The following is a 16,955-nucleotide window of genomic DNA, read 5'->3' as shown; positions in this document are numbered from 1 at the left end:
CTCGGTTCACAGGCTCTGTTCTTATTGACCCAGCGAAACGAGGGGCTCCGCCAGTGAGCTCGTCACACCCAGGAGGGGGACTCCCATGTCGCAGTACACCCAGCCCCAGCACGACCCCGGCTACGGCCAGTTCGCCCCGGCGCCGGTCCCGGCCCGCAACGGCCTGGGCACCGCCGCCCTGGTGCTGGGCATCATCGGCACCCTCTCCGGGTTCATCCCGTTCTTCTTCTGGCTGGCGGGGATCCTGGGCCTGATCGCCCTGGTCCTGGGCCTGACGGGCCGCGGCCGGGTCAAGCGGGGCCAGGCGTCCAACAAGGGCGCCACCACGGCCGGCGCGGTCCTCGGCCTGGTGGCGATGGTCCTGTCGGTGGTCGGCGCGGTCATCACGTTCAAGGCCGTCAGCGACGTGGTGGACGAGATCGACAAGGCGACCGCGAGCACCGCGCCGAAGGACCCGGGCAAGGGCAAGGGCGCGGAGAAGCCGCAGGTCGACGACAAGGCCAAGGGCCTCGCCGCGGGCGACACCACGATCTACGACGACGACCTCAAGGTCACCGTCTCCGCCGCGAAGCCGTTCACGCCCGGTGCGTACGCCGCCGGGCACACCAAGGGCAACAAGGCCTACGAGGTGACCGTCACCATCGAGAACGGCGGCAAGGAGAAGTTCGACGCCTCCCTGGTCACCGCCGACGCCCGCGCGGGCAAGGAGGGCACCACCGCCGAGCAGGTCTTCGACGACAAGGTGGGCGCGGGCTTCACCGGCACGGTCCTGCCCGGCAAGAAGGCCACCGTGCGCTACGCCTTCGACACCCCGGCCGCCGCGAAGTCCCTCACCGTCGAGATCAGCCCCGGCATCTCCTACAACGCCTCCCAGTGGGAACTGAAGCTCTGACCCGACGGGCCCCGACGGGCCCCGACGGCGCCCGACGGGCCGGCCGGACCACCGCGAGGGGAGTGGTCCGGCCGGCCCGCGTGCGTGCCGCGTGCCGCGTGCGTGCCGCCGCCCCCGCACCGGGCCGCGGCGCCGCGGGCGTTCGCCTCACACCAGGCTGTGGCGCACCCAGACGTTCGGCTCCACGTACACCGCGTAACCGCGCGAGGCGTGGCACTCCACCGGGGTGAGCGCGCCGGGCACCTCCACCGGGCCGTCCGTGTCGAACGGCAGCCCCGTCCACTCGCGCCAGCGCTCCACCGAGTGCGCGATGGTCATCGACGCGGGCGCCACCGAGTCCACCACCCCGCCCGCGCGCACGTGCACCCGCAGCCACGGGTCGTGCGGCAGCCCGTCCGCCTCGCGCGTGCGGTACGCGTACTCGTGGACCGGAGCGTGCGGTTCGTGGTGCTTGCCGCTGGGCCGCAGCGGGGCGACCACCTCGCGGAAGCCCAGCTCCCGGGCGTTGTCCCGCAGCGCCGCGAGCATCCGCGCGGACAGGCCGCGGCCCTGCAGCGCGGGGTCGACGGCGATCTCGATCGCGCTCACCGTGTCCGGGATGCGCCCGGCGCGCCGGTCGGAGAACGCCCACAACAGGACCTGGTCCCAGCCGGTCGCGGGCAGCTCGCCGCGCCCCTCGGCGGCCAGCCGGAAGGGGACGCTGAAGGCCTTGGCGACGACGCGCTCCCGCTCGTCCGTCGCCACCAGCACGTACTCGGGGAACTGGGCGGCGATGCGGCCCACGTGCGCCCAGCCGATCGGGTCGTGCCGCATGAACTCCGGCCAGCTGTCCGCCATGTTCCACATCGGGCCCTCCAGGTCCGGACGCCGGGCCAGGGACGCGATCTTGAGCTCCATGGCCGCAGGCTAGCCGCACACCCGTGCGGGTCCCCAGTGGTTTTTCGCCCCGGGCGGCCCCTGCTTCACCCGTATTCGCGCTGGTCGAAGCCGCGGCGATCGGCTCGGCGCGCGGAATGGGAGCGGGGCGCGTAGCGTCGATCAGGCCTCTTGTTCCCCACCCAAAGGAGCCACAGATGGGGATCTTCGACCGGTTCAAGGACCAGGCCCAGGACAAGGCGAAGGACATCTCCGACGCCGTCGAGCAGGAAGTCAACGAGAAGACCGGCGACAAGTACGCGGACAAGGTCAACGAGGTCCAGGAGAAGGTGGAGGGCGCCCTCGGCGTGAAGGACCGCCCGGAGGCCGAGCCCCCGGCCTGACCGGCCCCGCTCCCCCGACCTCCGTCGTCCGCGCCGCCCACCGGGCGGCGCGGACGACGCGTTCCGGGCCCGCCCGCCGACGGCCCGCCCGCGCCCGCACGCCGCCCCGCCGTACGTCACGACGCCTCGCACGTGAGCACGGCGCCCGCCCCGCCGTACGTCACGACGCCGCCGCCCTCCGGGCCACCCGCCCCGCCCGGCTCCGTGGGCGTCCTGTCACCCCGGCGTCGTACGCTGGAGACCCCCGGCCCGTGCGACGTGTCGGGCGGTTCGCGTTGCCCCAAGACCGACCCCGGAGTGGATGCCCCCATGAGCCTGCACGGTCTTCTCGACGCCGTAGTGAGCGACCCGGCGCTGACCGAAGCGGTGAAGGCCGCCGCCGACGGCCACCGCATGCACGTGGACCTGGTCGGCCCGCCCGCGGCCCGTCCGTTCGCCCTCGCCGCGCTGGCCCGCGACGCCCAGCGGCCCGTCCTCGCGGTGACCGCCACCGGCCGCGAGGCCGAGGACCTGGCGGCCGCCCTGCGCTCCCTGCTGGACCCGGACACGGTCGTGGAGTACCCCTCCTGGGAGACGCTGCCCCACGAGCGCCTCAGCCCCCGCTCCGACACCGTCGGCCGCCGCCTGGCCGTGCTGCGGCGGCTGGCCCACCCGGCCGCCGACGACCCCGCCACCGGCCCCGTCTCGGTCGTCGTCGCCCCCGTCCGCTCCGTGCTCCAGCCACAGGTCAAGGGCCTCGGCGACCTGGAGCCGGTGGCCCTGCGCACCGGGCGGAGCGCCGACCTGGGCGAGGTCGTGGAGGCGCTGGCCGCCGCCGCGTACGCCCGGGTGGAACTGGTGGAGAAGCGCGGCGAGTTCGCCGTGCGCGGCGGCATCCTGGACGTCTTCCCGCCCACCGAGGAGCACCCCCTGCGGGTGGAGTTCTGGGGCGACGACATCGAGGAGATCCGCTACTTCAAGGTCGCCGACCAGCGCTCCCTGGAGGTCGCCGAGCACGGCCTGTGGGCGCCGCCGTGCCGCGAGCTGCTGCTGACCGCCGAGGTGCGCACCCGGGCCGCCGCGCTCGCCGAGGCCCACCCGGAGCTCGGCGAACTCCTCGGCAAGATCGCCGAGGGCATCGCGGTGGAGGGCATGGAGTCCCTCGCCCCGGTCCTGGTGGACGACATGGAACTGCTCCTGGACGTGCTGCCCGAGGGGTCCATGGCCGTGGTCTGCGACCCCGAGCGGGTGCGCACCCGGGCCACCGACCTGGTCGCCACCAGCCAGGAGTTCCTGCAGGCGTCCTGGGCCGCGACCGCGACCGGCGGCGAGGCGCCCATCGACGTGGGCGCCGCGTCCCTGTGGGGCATCGCCGACGTCCGCGACCGGGCCCGCGAGCTGGGCATGATGTGGTGGTCGGTGTCCCCGTTCGCCGCCGACGCCGAGCTCGACGAGGACACCCTCCAGCTCGGCATGCACGCCCCCGAGGCCTACCGCGGCGACACCGCGCGGGCGCTCGCCGACACCAAGGGCTGGCTCTCCGACGGCTGGCGCGTGGTGTACGTGACGGAGGGCCACGGCCCCGCCTCGCGCACCGCCCAGGTGCTCGCCGACGAGGGCATCGCGGCCCGCCTGGACGCCGACCTGGGCACGCTCGACCCGTCCGTGGTGCACGTCTCGTGCGGCTCCATCGACTACGGCTTCACCGACCCCGGGCTGCGCCTGGCGGTGCTCACCGAGACCGACCTGTCCGGGCAGAAGGCCGCCGGCAAGGACGGCGCCCGGATGCCCACCCGGCGCCGCAAGCAGATCGACCCGCTCACCCTGGAGCCGGGCGACTACATCGTGCACGAGCAGCACGGCGTGGGCCGCTACGTCGAGATGGTGCAGCGCACCGTGCAGGGCGCCACCCGCGAGTACCTGCTCGTGGAGTACGCGCCCGCCAAGCGCGGCCAGCCCGGCGACCGGCTGTACATCCCCACCGACCAGCTGGAGCAGGTCACCAAGTACGTGGGCGGCGAGGCCCCCACCCTGCACCGGCTCGGCGGCGCCGACTGGACCAAGACCAAGGCGCGCGCCAAGAAGGCCGTCAAGGAGATCGCCGCCGACCTGATCAAGCTGTACTCGGCGCGGATGGCGGCCCCCGGCCACGCCTTCGGCACGGACACGCCCTGGCAGCGCGAGCTGGAGGACGCCTTCCCGTACGTCGAGACGCCCGACCAGCTGTCCACGATCGCCGAGGTCAAGGAGGACATGGAGAAGACCGTCCCCATGGACCGCCTGGTCTGCGGCGACGTCGGCTACGGCAAGACCGAGATCGCGGTGCGCGCCGCGTTCAAGGCCGTGCAGGACGGCAAGCAGGTCGCCGTGCTGGTGCCCACGACCCTGCTGGTGCAGCAGCACTTCGGGACGTTCTCCGAGCGCTACTCGCAGTTCCCCGTCGTGGTGCGCGCGCTCAGCCGCTTCCAGACGGACACCGAGGCCAAGGCGACCCTGGAGGGCCTCAGGGACGGCTCGGTGGACGTCGTCATCGGCACCCACCGGCTGTTCTCCTCCGAGACGAAGTTCAAGGACCTGGGCCTGGTCATCGTCGACGAGGAGCAGCGCTTCGGCGTCGAGCACAAGGAGCAGCTGAAGAAGCTGCGGGCCAACGTGGACGTGCTGACCATGTCCGCCACGCCCATCCCACGCACCCTGGAGATGGCGGTCACCGGCATCCGCGAGATGTCGACGATCACCACCCCGCCCGAGGAGCGCCACCCGGTGCTCACCTTCGTCGGGCCCTACGAGGAGAAGCAGATCGGCGCGGCCGTGCGCCGCGAACTCCTGCGCGAGGGACAGGTCTTCTACATCCACAACCGGGTCGAGTCGATCGACCGCGCCGCCGCCCGGCTGCGCGAGATCGTGCCCGAGGCGCGCATCGCCACCGCGCACGGGCAGATGGGCGAGAGCCAGCTGGAGCAGGTCGTCGTCGACTTCTGGGAGAAGAAGTTCGACGTGCTCGTCTCCACCACGATCGTGGAGTCCGGCATCGACATCTCCAACGCCAACACCCTGATCGTCGAGCGCGGCGACAACTTCGGCCTGTCCCAGCTGCACCAGCTGCGCGGCCGGGTGGGCCGCGGCCGCGAGCGCGGCTACGCCTACTTCCTGTACCCGCCGGAGAAGCCGCTCACCGAGACCGCGCACGAGCGGCTCGCCACCATCGCCCAGCACACCGAGATGGGCGCGGGCATGTACGTGGCGATGAAGGACCTGGAGATCCGCGGCGCGGGCAACCTGCTGGGCGGCGAGCAGTCCGGGCACATCGCGGGCGTCGGCTTCGACCTGTACGTACGGATGGTGGGCGAGGCGGTCGCCGACTACCGCAAGTCCCTGGAGTCGGGCGAGGAGGTCGTCGAGGAGCCGCTGGAGGTCAAGATCGAGCTGCCCGTCGACGCACACGTCCCGCACGACTACGCACCCGGCGAGCGGCTGCGCCTGCAGGCCTACCGGGCCATCGCGGCGGCCACCTCCGAGGAGGACGTCAAGGCGGTGCGCGAGGAGCTCACCGACCGCTACGGCAAGCTGCCGGAGCCGGTGGAGAACCTGCTCCTGGTGGCGGGGCTGCGGATGCTGGCGCGCGCCTGCGGAGTGGGCGAGATCGTGCTCCAGGGCCCCAACATCCGCTTCGCGCCGGTGGAGTTGCGCGAGTCGCAGGAGCTGCGCCTCAAGCGGCTGCACCCGCGCGCGGTGATCAAGCCGGCGGCGCACCAGATCCTGGTGCCGCGCCCGACGGCCGGGAAGATCGGCGGGAAGCCGGTGGTGGGCCGCGAACTGCTCGCGTGGACCGGCGAGTTCCTGACCACGATCCTGTCGTAGCGGCACGCACGCACCCGCACGCGGCGCCGCACGGCGCGCGGAACGGCCCCGGTGGGCATGGAGGTTGCCACCGGGGCCGAGCCGTCATCCTATCGGGAGCCGTCCGTGTCACTCGGTCGCGATCGCCCCGAGCACGTTCATCCGGCCCGCGCGGAACGCCGGGACCAGCGCGGCGACCAGGCCCACGAACGCCGAGCCCACGAACACCGTGAGGATCGTCGTCCAGGGGATCTCCAGGATGCCCAGGCCCTCCATCGCGAGCAGCTTCTGCGCCGCCGTGCCCCAGCCCATGCCCAGGCCGAGCCCGAGCAGCGCGCCGAACAGGGCGATCACCACCGACTCCAGCCGGATCATCCGCCGCAGCTGGCGGCGCGAGAGGCCGATGGCGCGCAGCAGCCCGATCTCCCGGGTGCGCTCGACCACCGACAGGGCCAGGGTGTTGACCACGCCGAGGACGGCGACCACGATCGCCAGGGCGAGCAGCCCGTAGACGATGTTCAGCAGCTGGCCGACCTGGTCCTTCAGGTCCTGCTTGAAGTCGGCCTGGTTCTGCACCTTGTACTGCGGGTAGGGCGCGAGCGCGTCCTTCAGCGCCGCGTACGCCTGCTCCTGCTGCCCCTCGCGCGCCGTGGCGAACACGATCAGGCTCTTGGGCAGCCGGTCCGCGGACAGGTAGCGGGACGCCGTCGCGGTGCTCGTGTACTTCACGCCCTTGTCGACGTTGCCGTCGTCGGAGGTGATCGCCTTCACGGTCAGCTTCGCGGTGGCGCCGCCCTTGAAGGCGACGGTCAGGACGGAGCCGACCTTCACGCCGTGCTCGTCCGCGTACTTCTGGCCGACCGACATGGCGTCCTCGCCGTACGCGGCCGCCAGCTCGCCCGCCACCGTCGTGCGCCGCAGGTCCTGCGCGTACGTCGGGTCGGCGGCCACCACCTCGTCGGCCGCGCGGCTGCCGTCGGGGGCGGTGAGCGTCGCCGGGACGGCCCGGTACCGCGTGACGTGCGCGAGGCCCGGCGCCTTCTCCAGGGCCGCCTGGGCCTGCGGCACGACCGGCTGGCCGTTGGCCGACTGCACGATGAAGTCCGCGCCCACCGAACGGTCCAGCTCGCCGGTGGCCGAGGCCACCATCGAGGAGCCGACCACCGACAGACACGCCACCAGCGCCAGGCCGATCATCAGGGCCGCGCCGGTCGCCCCGGTGCGGCGCGGGTTGCGCAGCGCGTTGCGCTCGGCCATCCGCCCGACCGGGCCGAACACCCGCAGCACCAGCGCGCCGAGCACCCGCACCACGCCGCCGGCCAGCAGCGGTCCGACGACCACGAAGCCGATCAGCGTCAGGACCACGCCCGCCCCGAGGAACACCGAGCCCGACCCGGCGGAGTCGGCCCGGGTCGCGGTCAGCAGCGCGGCGGCCCCGGCGAGCGTCAGGAGCAGGCCCACCGCGCCCCGTACCAGCGAGGCGCGTCCGTCGGCGGGGGTGCCCGCGTCGCGCAGGGCCGCCATCGGGGAGACCTTCCCGGCGCGCCGGGCCGGGACGTAGGCGGCCAGGACGGTGACGACGACGCCGAGCAGCAGGCCGACGGCGGGCGTCGTCCAGCGCACGGTCAGGTCGTCGGTGGACAGCTGCATGCCGAGCGCGGACATGGCCTTCATCAGCCCGACGGCCAGGCCGACGCCCGCCCCGACACCCAGGACCGAGCCGGTCACGCCGAGCAGCAGCGCCTCGATCAGCACCGAGCGGTTGACCTGGCGGCGGCTGGAGCCGATGGCCCGCATCAGGCCGATCTCCCGGGTGCGCTGGGCGACCAGCATGGAGAAGGTGTTGACGATCAGGAAGATCCCGACGAGGACGGCGATCCCGGCGAAGCCGAGCATGGCGTACTTGAGCACGTCGAGGAAGGAGCCGACGTCGGCGCGGCCCGCGTCGGCGGCCTCCGCCTGGGTCTGGAACAGGTACGGCCCCGGGACGGCGGCGGCCACGTCGCGCTTGAGCCGCTCGTCGCCGACCCCGTCCGCGGCGGTGACCGACACGGAGGTGAACAGGCCGGTGGCGCCCAGCAGTTGGCGCTGGGCGGTGGGAGTGTCGAAGTAGACGACGGCCGCGCCCGGGTTGGTGACCTTGAACGACGCGATGCCGGTGATCGTCGCGGTGTGGTCGCCGGTGACGGCGATGGTGCGCAGGGTGTCGCCGAGCTCCAGTCCGTGCTTGTCGGCGGTGTCGGAGTCGACCATCACCTCGGTGGGGCCGCGCGGCGCGTGGCCGGAGGTGATCTCCATCGAACGCAGCTCGCCCGGCGTCCAGTTGCCCGCGATGGTGGGCGCCCCGCTGGTCGGGCCGACGTTCTCGTTCTTCGCGTTGACGACGGTGACGGCGGAGGAGACGACGGAGCCCTCGACGGACTTCACGCCGGGCGCCTTCGCCACCCGCGCCAGGAGCGCGGCGGGCAGCGTCTCGGGGCGCCCGGTGCCCGGGTTCTCGTCGTCGGTGGCCCCCTTGGGCTTGACGGAGACGTCGGCGGCGGTGGCCGCGAAGAGCCGGTCGAAGGTGGCGTTCATGGTGTCGGTGAAGACCAGCGTGCCCGAGACGAACGCCACCGAGAGGAGCACCGCGACGGCCGAGAGCGCCATCCGGCCCTTGTGCGCGAAGAAGTTGCGCAGGGAGGTCTTCAGGACGCTCATGACGTCCGCCCGCGCGCGTCGAAGTCCTTCATCCGGTCCAGCACCGCGTCGGCGGTGGGGCGCCGCATCTCGTCGACGATCCGCCCGTCCGCCAGGAAGACCACGCGGTCCGCGTAGGAGGCGGCGACCGGGTCGTGGGTGACGATGACGATGGTCTGGCCGAGCTCGTCCACCGAGCCGCGCAGGAAGCCCAGGACCTCCGCGCCCGAGCGCGAGTCCAGGTTGCCGGTCGGCTCGTCACCGAAGATGATCTCCGGCCGGGACGCCAGCGCCCGGGCCACCGCGACGCGCTGCTGCTGCCCGCCGGAGAGCTCGCTCGGGCGGTGCTTGAGGCGCCCGGACAGGCCGACCGTCTCCACCACCCGCTCCAGCCACGCCGGATCGGCCCGGCGGCCCGCGATGTCCAGCGGCAGCGTGATGTTCTCCAGGGCGCTCAGCGTGGGCAGCAGGTTGAACGCCTGGAAGACGAACCCGACCCGGTCGCGCCGCAGCCGGGTGAGCTTCTTGTCCTTCAGCGCGGTGATCTCGGTCTCGTCCAGGAAGATCTGACCGCTGGTCACCGTGTCCAGACCGGCCAGGCAGTGCATCAGGGTCGACTTGCCGGACCCCGAGGGGCCCATGATCGCGGTGAAACCCCCGCGGGCGATGTCCACGTCGACGTGGTCCAGTGCGACGACCCGGGTCTCCCCGGAGCCGTACGCCTTGACGACCTGGCGGGCCCGCGCGGCGACGGCCGTACGCCCTCCAGTACCCCCGTGCCTGGGGATGGTCACAGCCGATGTCACGTGATCTCTCCTATGTCGGTCATGCGGTGGCGCACGCGGGCACCGGGCGCGGACGCGCCGGTCTGCGGGATCGGTCCGGGATGCCCCTCGAGTCTGCGGGGAGGCGACGGGCGCACGCACTGGTGCCCGGCGCAGCATCGACCCTGTGGTTACCCCCACCCCCGTGCCGGCGCGGCCGCTCCCGGTGCCGTGGGACCAACGTAGGGAAGGGACCGTGATCGGCTCGTCCTCCGGCGGGACGAACGCGGGGCGGACGTACGTAAGGAGAAGCCCCTAGGGGGCGTCCACCCCCGGGTGGACCCTGTCGTCGCACGGGTCGTGGGTGAGACAGTGTGGCGACGCTTTTAGGTGCACGATGAAGGGATCCCGGTGACCGAGGCGATAACCGGGGCCGCGACACCGGCGACCGCCCCGCGCGGGCGCGGCGCGGTGGTCGCGGCCCTGATGCTCGGCATGGCGCTCGCCGCGCTCGACGGCACGGTGGTGTCCACCGCCGTCCCCCAGATCGTCGGCGACCTCGGCGGACTCGCCGTGTTCTCCTGGCTGTTCTCCGGCTACCTGCTCGCCGTGACCGTGACCCTGCCGGTGTACGGCAAGCTCTCCGACACCTTCGGGCGCAAGCCCGTCCTGATCGCCGGGATCCTGCTGTTCCTGCTCGGCTCGCTGCTGTGCGCGGCCGCCTGGAACATGCCCTCACTCATCGCGTTCCGCGTCGTGCAGGGCCTGGGCGGCGGCGCGCTGCAGGGCACCGTGCAGACCATCGCCGCCGACCTGTACCCGCTCAAGGAGCGCCCGAAGATCCAGTCGAAGCTGTCCACGGTGTGGGCGGTCTCCGCGGTCGCGGGCCCGGCCCTGGGCGGCGTCCTCGCCGGGTACGCCGACTGGCGCTGGATCTTCCTGGTGAACCTGCCGGTGGGCCTGCTCGCGCTGTGGCTGGTCTGGCGCAACCTCACCGAGCCGGTACGGCGGGAGGGCCCGCCGGCCCGGGTGGACTGGCCGGGCGCGCTGGCCGTCTTCGTCACCGGCACCGCCCTGCTGACCGCCCTGGTGCAGGGCGGGGTCGCCTGGGCCTGGACCTCCGCGCCCTCGCTCGCCCTGTTCGGCACCGCTCTGGCGGGCGCCGCCCTCACCTTCCACGTGGAGCGCCGGGCCGCGGAGCCGGTCATCCCCGGCTGGGTGTGGAAGCGCCGCACGATCGCCGCGGTCAACCTGGCCCTGGGCGCGCTGGGGCTGCTGATGGTCGCCCCGACGGTGTTCCTGCCGACGTACGCGCAGTCCGTCCTGGGCCTCGGCCCGATCGCGGCCGGCTTCGTGCTCTCGGTGATGACCCTGAGCTGGCCGGTCAGCGCGGCCCTGTCCAACCGGGTGTACGGACGCATCGGCTTCCGCTGGACCGCGGTCATCGGCATCAGCGCCGCCACCCTGGTCCTGCTGGCCTTCCCGCTGCTGCCCTACCCCGGCGCCGCCTGGCAGCCCGCGCTGCTGATGCTGCTGCTCGGCGCGGCCCTCGGCCTGTTCCAGCTGCCGCTGATCGTGGGCGTGCAGTCCACGGTGGGGTGGGCGGAGCGGGGCACCACGACGGCGTCGGTGCTCTTCTGCCGCCAGGTGGGCCAGAGCGTGGGCGCGGCGGTGTTCGGGGCCGTGGCCAACGGGGTGCTCACCTCACGGCTCGGGTCGGTGCCCGACCTGGCGGGCGCGGCGCCCACCGAAGCGGTGCGCAGGGCGGTGGCGGACGCGGTGCGGTACGTGTACACGGGGGCGGGGTGCGCGGGGGTGCTGGCGCTGCTGGTGCTGCTGTTCGTGGCCCCGAGACGATTCCCGGTGCTGGCGGACTGACCGGCCGGGGGTGCGTGCCCCGGCTCCGGGTGCGGGCCTTCGGGCCCTCCGGAGCCGGGCGGCTCGTCACGCGTTGTGCCCACCCGTTCCGCCCTGCGGAACGATTGCCCACAACGCGGTGCGGGCCACACTCACCCCTGGTCGCGCCCCGTCAGCGCCGCCAGGCTGGTACGGATGTGGGACATGTGCGCGTGCATCTCCTCGCGCGCCTCGTCGTGCTCCCGCAGCACCCGCTCCGTCTCCCGCCCCACCCGGTCCTCCACCAGACGGGCCTGCGCCACCAGCTCCTCCGCCTGCGCGTCCGCGTCCTCCTGGCCGTGCCGGGCGGCCTCGTCGGCCCGCGCCAGGTCCCGCTCGGCCTCCCCGAGCGCGTGCTCGGCGTAGGCCAGCAGCTCCGCGTGGCGGGCGTCCAGGTCCGCCTCCCGCTCGGCCAGTTCGCGGCCCACCGCCTCCCAGCGCGCCGCCTGGTCCTTCTCCTGCTGGGACAGCACGGCCGCGGTGCGCTGGCGCACGTCCTCCAGCGAGGTCTGCGCCTCGCCCCGCAGGTCCTCCGCGTCGCGCCGGGCGGCGAGCCGCTCGTCCTCCGCCGTGGCCTGCGCCGTCTGCAGGCGCTGGCGCGAGAAGGCCTCCGCGTCCCCCAGCAGTTCGTCGGAGGCCTCGCGGGCCTCGCGCGCGAGCCGCCGGGACAGCGCCTGGGCGGCCTCGGCGATGCCCTGTGCCTCGGCCGTCCCGGTGGCGTGCACCGCGTCGGCCTCCTCCTCCACCAGCGCGAGCAGCCGCGGGGCGCGCCCGCCCAGCTCCTCGTACCGCTGCGGCGGCAGCGCCTCGACGACGGCGCGCAGCCGCTCGGCCTCCGCCTCCATCTCCTTGGCGAGCACGGTCAGCCGCGCCGCCCGCTCCCACGCCGCGTCACGCTCCGCGGACAGCCCGGTCAGGAAGCGGTCGACCGCTTCGATCCGGTACCCACGGCCGCGTACGACCTCGAACCCCATGCCGGCACCCCTTTCCGGTGCGTCCTGTTTGATCACACCGAACACCCACTCCGGTCAAGAATGCGTCATTTGGCGACAGAAGTCGGAATGAGAGTGTCCCCCGTGCCCCCGCGCGTCGTACCCACCCCGGAGAACCCCTCCCCCGAAGACCCCCCGCAGAACCCCCCGGGACCCCTCGAACGTCCCCGCACCCACGCGAAAGCGGGGTGCCCGGCCCCTGACGGGACCGGGCACCCCGCCCGTACGCACCGGCGGACCGCTACAGCAGCCCGTCCCACATCTGCTCCAGCAGCACCGACCACCAGCTCTCCGGGGACGCCAGCGCCGCCGGGTCCAGCATCGCCAGCTGCGCCTGGAAGTCCACCGTCCAGCGGCCCGCCTGCTCCGGGTTGAGACCGAACCGCAGCCGCCACATCCGGCCCAGCATCGCCAGGCACCGGGTGAACTCCGGCAGCCCGCTGTTCACGAACTGCGGCGCCACCGGCTGCCCGCCCGGGCCGCCCTCCACCGGCACCGCCACGATGTGCGCCGTGCCGTACTGCACGCAGATCGCCCGGCCGAAGTCCGAACCGACCACCAGGTACGCGCCCGCGTCCGACGACGGCTGCACCTGCCGCTGCGCCGCCAGCTCCGCCAGCGTCGGCACCACCGGGTGCGGCGGCTGCGCCCAGAAGAACGGGCCGAAGTCCGCGGGCAGCCCCGCCCACACCAGGGTCCGCGCCACCACCTCCGGCACGCCCTGGCGCGACACCGCGCGCTGGTCGAAGCGCATCACGCCGGGCCCGAACGTGTCCGCGAGCTCCTGCGCGATCGCCTCCGGCGGCACCGGGGGCACCGGCTGCACCTGCGGCAGCGGCGCGCGCACCGGCGCCGGCCGCGCCGGGCCGTCCGCCACCTGGTGCAGCTCGCCGTGATGCGCCACCAGCTGCGCCATGCCCTGCTGGCGGCTCGCGTGGTCGCGCCCGTACGGGGCGATGCTGGTGATCCGTGCCTGCGGCCAGGTCTCCCGGATCATCCGGGCGCAGTAGCCGCCCGGCAGCTCGCACGACTCCAGCTCGGTGTGCAGCTCAAGCACCTGCTGCGGCGGCACGTTCATCGCCCGCAGCTCGTGCAGGATCTGCCACTCCGGGTGCGGGGTGCCCGGCGCCGAGCGCCGGATGATCTGCGCCTCGGACCCGTCCGGCGCCCGGTAGCGCAGCACCGCCTGGTAGCCGGGCCCCACGGTCGGCACCCCGGCGGGGGGCTGCTGCGGATAGCCGTACGCGGGCGGGGCCCCGGCGGGCGCCATCGGCACCGGACCCGGCGCCACCGGGGGCTGCACGGCCCCCGGCCCGGCCGGACCGGGCTGCGCCAGCATCGTCGCCGCGTGGTGCACACCGCCCGCGGGCGTCCCCGGACCAGCGGGAGCACCAGGAGCACCGGGAGCACTCGGGGCGCCCGGCACCTGCGGGCCGTCCGGGCCCAGCTGCGACACCAGCTGCGTCGGCACGTAACCACCCGCCGCGCCCGGGGCGCCCGGCGGCGGCGAGGCGGGCGCGGCGGGACCGGACGGCTCCGGCTCCTCCGGCCGCAGCGCCGGGGCCAGCGCGGTCTTCGGCAGCTGGCTGCCGCCCGACATCAGCGCGGTCGGCGCGTCCGCCCCCACCGCGGGCTCCGGCTCGTCGTCATCGTCGGCCCCCGACAGCGGCGGCGCGAACACGGTCGCGGGCAGGCCCACCGAGCCCTCGTCACCGGCACCGGCCGACGTGTCGTTCCAGGCGGGCTGCGCGGCCTGCGCGCCCTGCGCACTCGGCCACGACGCGGAGCCGGAGCCCGGGCCGGCCGGCGGCTCCGGGGCGGCGGCAGCCGCGGCGCCCGGCCACGCCTGCCCGCCCACGTGCGAACCCGTACCGCCGCCGCTCGTCGCACCCGACGGCACCGGAGCCGACGGCGCACCGGCACCGGCACCCGGGGCGTCGTCGCGGCCCCCGGACCCGCCCGCCGGACCGTCCGGGATCCCCATCCGGTCCGCCGCGTCCTGCAGCCACTCCGGCGGACTCAACAGGAACGACGTCTGGTTCAGATCGATCCGCCGCGGCGCCGCCGCCGGCTCCGGAGCCTCGTCGGGCATCCCGTACTCCTCCTCGTACCGCCGGATCACCTCGCCCACCGGCAGCGCCGGCCACAACGTGGCCTCCCCGCTGTCCCGGGCGATCACCAGCCGCTGCCGCCCGCCGTCCGACGTCGGACCGTCCTCACGGTCCTCCGCCCACACCACGAACCCCAGCTCGAACTCCCGCACCCGCACCTCGCGGTGCTGGTACTGCGGCACATCGCCGTTGACCCATTCCTCGGCGCGCTCCTGCGCCTGCGCGAACGTCACCATCGCGCGCTCACCCCTCGTCCATGACCGGCACCGCGCGCGCGAAGCCGCCGTCCACCATCAGGTTCGCCACGGTCTCCAGCTCCGGCGGACCACCCGCGAGACGCAGCAGGAAGTCGTCGAAGTCCGCACCGCACGGCAACAACAGCCGCTCCACCCGCTCCTGCGGCGACCAGCCCGCCGCGTCCCCCGGGTCCCGCGCGTCGTCGTAGGCGCAGAACCACACCGAACCCGCCCCCGCGCCCCGCACCTTCACCGCCAGCAGGCCGCCCTGCACGAACGCCACGCCCAGGTAGTCCTTCGTCAGGTGGTCCCGCAGGCACTTGTTCACGTACACCAGGTCGTTCACCGCCGCCTCGTCCCGCACCGTGAAGAACGGCTGGTCCACCAGCAGGCCCAGCTCCGCGTCCAGCGCCGCCCCCACCGGAGCGCACCCGCCGCCCGCCTTCAGGAACGAGCGGTACGCCCCCGGCAGCCGGTAGCCCAGGTCCTCCTCCACGCCCAGCAGTTGCTGCTCCGACACCGCCGTGCCCGACTTCGGCAGCCCGAAGTGCGCCGGACGCGTCTCCTGCAACGGCCGCGTCCCCCGCTTCGCGTGGTCCACCGCCGCCGTCGCCACCCCGCCGTGATGGCGCAACAACGCCTTCACCTCCACCGGGACCAGCTCCAGACGGCGCGAACGCGCCACGTGGTGCCACGTCCAGCCGTGCGGCGTCGCCACCGACGGCACCGTGTCCCACAGCTCGTGGCCCTCCGCGTGCAGCGCCGCGTTCGCCGACACGTAGTCCGTCAGCCTCAACTCGTCGACGCCGAAGCCCTCCGGCGGCTCAGCGATCTCCGCCGCCGCCCGCGCGTACGGCGAGAAGTCCGGATAGCCCTCGTCGTCCACCCGCACCCCGCGAGGATGACGGGCCGCCCGGACCGGGTCCGGGAAGTGGACGACCTGCCCGGCATAGGCCGCGTTGGGCGGCGCGGCTTGTGTCGTCATGGCGGATGCCCCCTGCTGCGTCCTGCGACCGGCTAGATGTGCCCCACAGCCTATGCCGTGGGGCAACACCCCCAGCAGGCCCGCTCCACCCGCCCCCGCGACCCCCGGAGCCATGACCCACCGTCACCCCCGCGTCACCCACCGCCGACGCCACGCCGAGATCACAGGCCCCAGCTTCCGCCGGGACCGCCCCGTTTGGCAGGCTGTTGCCCGCACTCGGGGGAGTGCGGCGGACGCACTCGGGGGAGTGCGAGCGAGGGGACGACAACACGCATGCACACGGCGCACACCGCAAGCACCACGGCGGGCACCACCACCACCGGCGACCCACGCCTGAACTGGAGCAGCACCGGCCCGCACCACGCCCCCTTACTGCGACAGCGCCGCGACGGCATCCTGCCCGCCGTCGCCGCCGCCCTCTCCGTACGCGGCTTCGACACCCTCACCTGCACCGCGGGCCGGGCCGAACAGCCGCCCGCCCTGCACCCGCTCGTCCAGGACTTCCTCGACACCCTTACCAGCGGCCAGCGCGAACGCTTCACCGGACGCTGCCCCGAAGCCATCCTCCTGTCGCGCCACCTGACCGCGGCCGACGAGACCCGCTCCAAACGCGCCCGCCGCAGACCGCTCACCGCCTCCGAAGCCCGGCGCGCCCTCAAGCACGCGCGCCTCACCGCACGGCACATCCGCGAGGACGGCGACCCCCTGCACGGCGCCTACGCCGCCCCGTGCCGCTCCTGCGCCGCGATGCTCGCCCACTTCGGCGTACGCCCCGTAGACCCCACCCAGAACGGCTGACCGACCACCCATGCCCGACCCCCACAGCACCACCCGCTTCCCGGTCGCCGTCGACGCCGCCCTGCGCGACGCCGGCTGGCAGCCCGGACGCTGGGACATCAAGCAGGCCGAGCACTGGGCCGACACCCTGCGCGGCCACGCCTCCCCCGCCGGGCACCGCCACACCGTCTTCCCGGCCGCCGTCGAAGCCTGGGCCGAATTCGGCGGCCTCACCGTCACCGCACCCGGACCCGGCCGCCAGATAGCCCCGGCCCCCGTGCGCCTCGACCCGCTCGCCGGCCTTCACCTCGCCCGCACCCTCGCCGACCTCGGCCGCGCCCTCGGCACCGAAGTCGCCCCCCTCGGCGAGGAGGGCGACCAGCGGGCCGTCCTCGCCATCGACCTCGAAGGCCGCGTCTACAGCGTCGACCACACCGGCGACTGGTACCTCGGCCCCCACATCGACGCCGCCCTCGCCACCCTCGTCACCGGCACCCAGCCGGTCCGCCTCGCCACCCCCTGAACCAGGGCCCCGGCAGGACCCC

12 protein-coding genes are annotated in these 16,955 nt (G+C 74.1%); 6 read left to right on the top strand and 6 right to left on the bottom strand.

Annotated features, from left to right (window positions below):
- Window positions 1-85 precede the first annotated feature (85 nt).
- The gene (locus tag ABT160_RS12675; protein ID WP_351646791.1) at window positions 86-892 is read left to right on the top strand and encodes a DUF4190 domain-containing protein; all 807 of its coding nucleotides are present in this window, start codon (window positions 86-88) and stop codon (window positions 890-892) included.
- A 147-nt stretch (window positions 893-1,039) separates the two neighbouring features.
- Here ABT160_RS12675 and ABT160_RS12670 read toward each other — a convergent pair whose 3' ends face one another.
- Window positions 1,040-1,789, bottom strand: coding sequence for a GNAT family N-acetyltransferase (locus ABT160_RS12670; RefSeq protein WP_351646789.1), 750 nt, complete (start codon window positions 1,787-1,789; stop codon window positions 1,040-1,042).
- Between the two features lie 176 nt (window positions 1,790-1,965).
- Between ABT160_RS12670 and ABT160_RS12665 the strand changes: the two genes are divergently transcribed.
- Window positions 1,966-2,151, top strand: a complete 186-nt coding sequence (locus ABT160_RS12665) for an antitoxin (RefSeq protein WP_351646787.1) — start codon at window positions 1,966-1,968, stop codon at window positions 2,149-2,151.
- Window positions 2,152-2,460: 309 nt separating this feature from the next.
- Window positions 2,461-5,991 (top strand): transcription-repair coupling factor, encoded by a 3,531-nt coding sequence (gene mfd, locus ABT160_RS12660; protein WP_351646785.1) that lies wholly within the window; start codon window positions 2,461-2,463, stop codon window positions 5,989-5,991.
- A 108-nt stretch (window positions 5,992-6,099) separates the two neighbouring features.
- On the opposite strand, the gene ABT160_RS12655 is transcribed toward mfd, so the two are convergent.
- Together ABT160_RS12655 and ABT160_RS12650 are read right to left on the bottom strand one after the other, a co-directional pair.
- A complete protein-coding gene (locus ABT160_RS12655; protein ID WP_351646784.1) occupies window positions 6,100-8,670 on the bottom strand; it encodes an ABC transporter permease in 2,571 nt (856 codons plus the stop codon).
- Window positions 8,667-9,455, bottom strand: a complete 789-nt coding sequence (locus ABT160_RS12650) for an ABC transporter ATP-binding protein (RefSeq protein ID WP_351646782.1) — start codon at window positions 9,453-9,455, stop codon at window positions 8,667-8,669. The genes ABT160_RS12655 and ABT160_RS12650 overlap by 4 nt, the downstream gene beginning before the upstream one ends.
- A gap of 369 nt (window positions 9,456-9,824) precedes the next feature.
- Between ABT160_RS12650 and ABT160_RS12645 the strand changes: the two genes are divergently transcribed.
- Window positions 9,825-11,291 carry an MFS transporter gene (locus tag ABT160_RS12645; protein ID WP_351646780.1) on the top strand — a complete coding sequence of 489 codons (1,467 nt, stop codon included), beginning with the start codon at window positions 9,825-9,827 and terminating at the stop codon, window positions 11,289-11,291.
- A gap of 131 nt (window positions 11,292-11,422) precedes the next feature.
- Here the strand turns inward: ABT160_RS12645 and ABT160_RS12640 are convergent, their stop codons facing one another.
- The 3 genes from ABT160_RS12640 to ABT160_RS12630 all read right to left on the bottom strand — a co-directional run bounded on the left by ABT160_RS12640 (window position 11,423) and on the right by ABT160_RS12630 (window position 15,633).
- On the bottom strand, window positions 11,423-12,283 hold the full coding sequence (locus ABT160_RS12640) for a coiled-coil domain-containing protein (RefSeq protein WP_351646778.1): 861 nt from the start codon (window positions 12,281-12,283) through the stop codon (window positions 11,423-11,425).
- A 259-nt stretch (window positions 12,284-12,542) separates the two neighbouring features.
- Window positions 12,543-14,648, bottom strand: coding sequence for an SUKH-4 family immunity protein (locus tag ABT160_RS12635; RefSeq protein WP_351646777.1), 2,106 nt, complete (start codon window positions 14,646-14,648; stop codon window positions 12,543-12,545).
- Window positions 14,649-14,655: 7 nt separating this feature from the next.
- Window positions 14,656-15,633: an SMI1/KNR4 family protein gene (locus ABT160_RS12630; protein WP_351646775.1), complete on the bottom strand. Its 978-nt coding sequence runs from the start codon at window positions 15,631-15,633 to the stop codon at window positions 14,656-14,658.
- A 273-nt stretch (window positions 15,634-15,906) separates the two neighbouring features.
- On the opposite strand from ABT160_RS12630, the gene ABT160_RS12625 reads away from it, so the two are divergent.
- Both ABT160_RS12625 and ABT160_RS12620 read left to right on the top strand, forming a co-directional pair.
- Window positions 15,907-16,431, top strand: a complete 525-nt coding sequence (locus ABT160_RS12625; RefSeq protein ID WP_351646773.1) for a YwqJ-related putative deaminase — start codon at window positions 15,907-15,909, stop codon at window positions 16,429-16,431.
- Between the two features lie 10 nt (window positions 16,432-16,441).
- The gene (locus ABT160_RS12620) at window positions 16,442-16,933 is read left to right on the top strand and encodes an SUKH-3 domain-containing protein (protein ID WP_351646772.1); all 492 of its coding nucleotides are present in this window, start codon (window positions 16,442-16,444) and stop codon (window positions 16,931-16,933) included.
- Window positions 16,934-16,955 lie beyond the last annotated feature (22 nt).

This window comes from Streptomyces sp. NPDC001941 (assembly GCF_040296945.1).
In the GTDB taxonomy this organism is placed as follows: Bacteria; Actinomycetota; Actinomycetes; order Streptomycetales; family Streptomycetaceae; genus Streptomyces.
This window is presented reverse-complemented; position numbering and strand designations above follow the sequence as displayed.

Excerpts from the sequence above, each read along its gene's own strand:
- ABT160_RS12635 (WP_351646777.1), bottom strand. The coding sequence starts at position 14,648 with ATGGTGACGTTCGCGCAGGCGCAGGAGCGCGCCGAGGAATGGGTCAAC.
- mfd (WP_351646785.1), top strand. The coding sequence starts at position 2,461 with ATGAGCCTGCACGGTCTTCTCGACGCCGTAGTGAGCGACCCGGCGCTG.
- ABT160_RS12630 (WP_351646775.1), bottom strand. The coding sequence starts at position 15,633 with ATGACGACACAAGCCGCGCCGCCCAACGCGGCCTATGCCGGGCAGGTC.
- ABT160_RS12655 (WP_351646784.1), bottom strand. The coding sequence starts at position 8,670 with ATGAGCGTCCTGAAGACCTCCCTGCGCAACTTCTTCGCGCACAAGGGC.
- ABT160_RS12675 (WP_351646791.1), top strand. The coding sequence starts at position 86 with ATGTCGCAGTACACCCAGCCCCAGCACGACCCCGGCTACGGCCAGTTC.
- ABT160_RS12620 (WP_351646772.1), top strand. The coding sequence starts at position 16,442 with ATGCCCGACCCCCACAGCACCACCCGCTTCCCGGTCGCCGTCGACGCC.
- ABT160_RS12665 (WP_351646787.1), top strand. The coding sequence starts at position 1,966 with ATGGGGATCTTCGACCGGTTCAAGGACCAGGCCCAGGACAAGGCGAAG.
- ABT160_RS12625 (WP_351646773.1), top strand. The coding sequence starts at position 15,907 with ATGCACACGGCGCACACCGCAAGCACCACGGCGGGCACCACCACCACC.
- ABT160_RS12670 (WP_351646789.1), bottom strand. The coding sequence starts at position 1,789 with ATGGAGCTCAAGATCGCGTCCCTGGCCCGGCGTCCGGACCTGGAGGGC.
- ABT160_RS12640 (WP_351646778.1), bottom strand. The coding sequence starts at position 12,283 with ATGGGGTTCGAGGTCGTACGCGGCCGTGGGTACCGGATCGAAGCGGTC.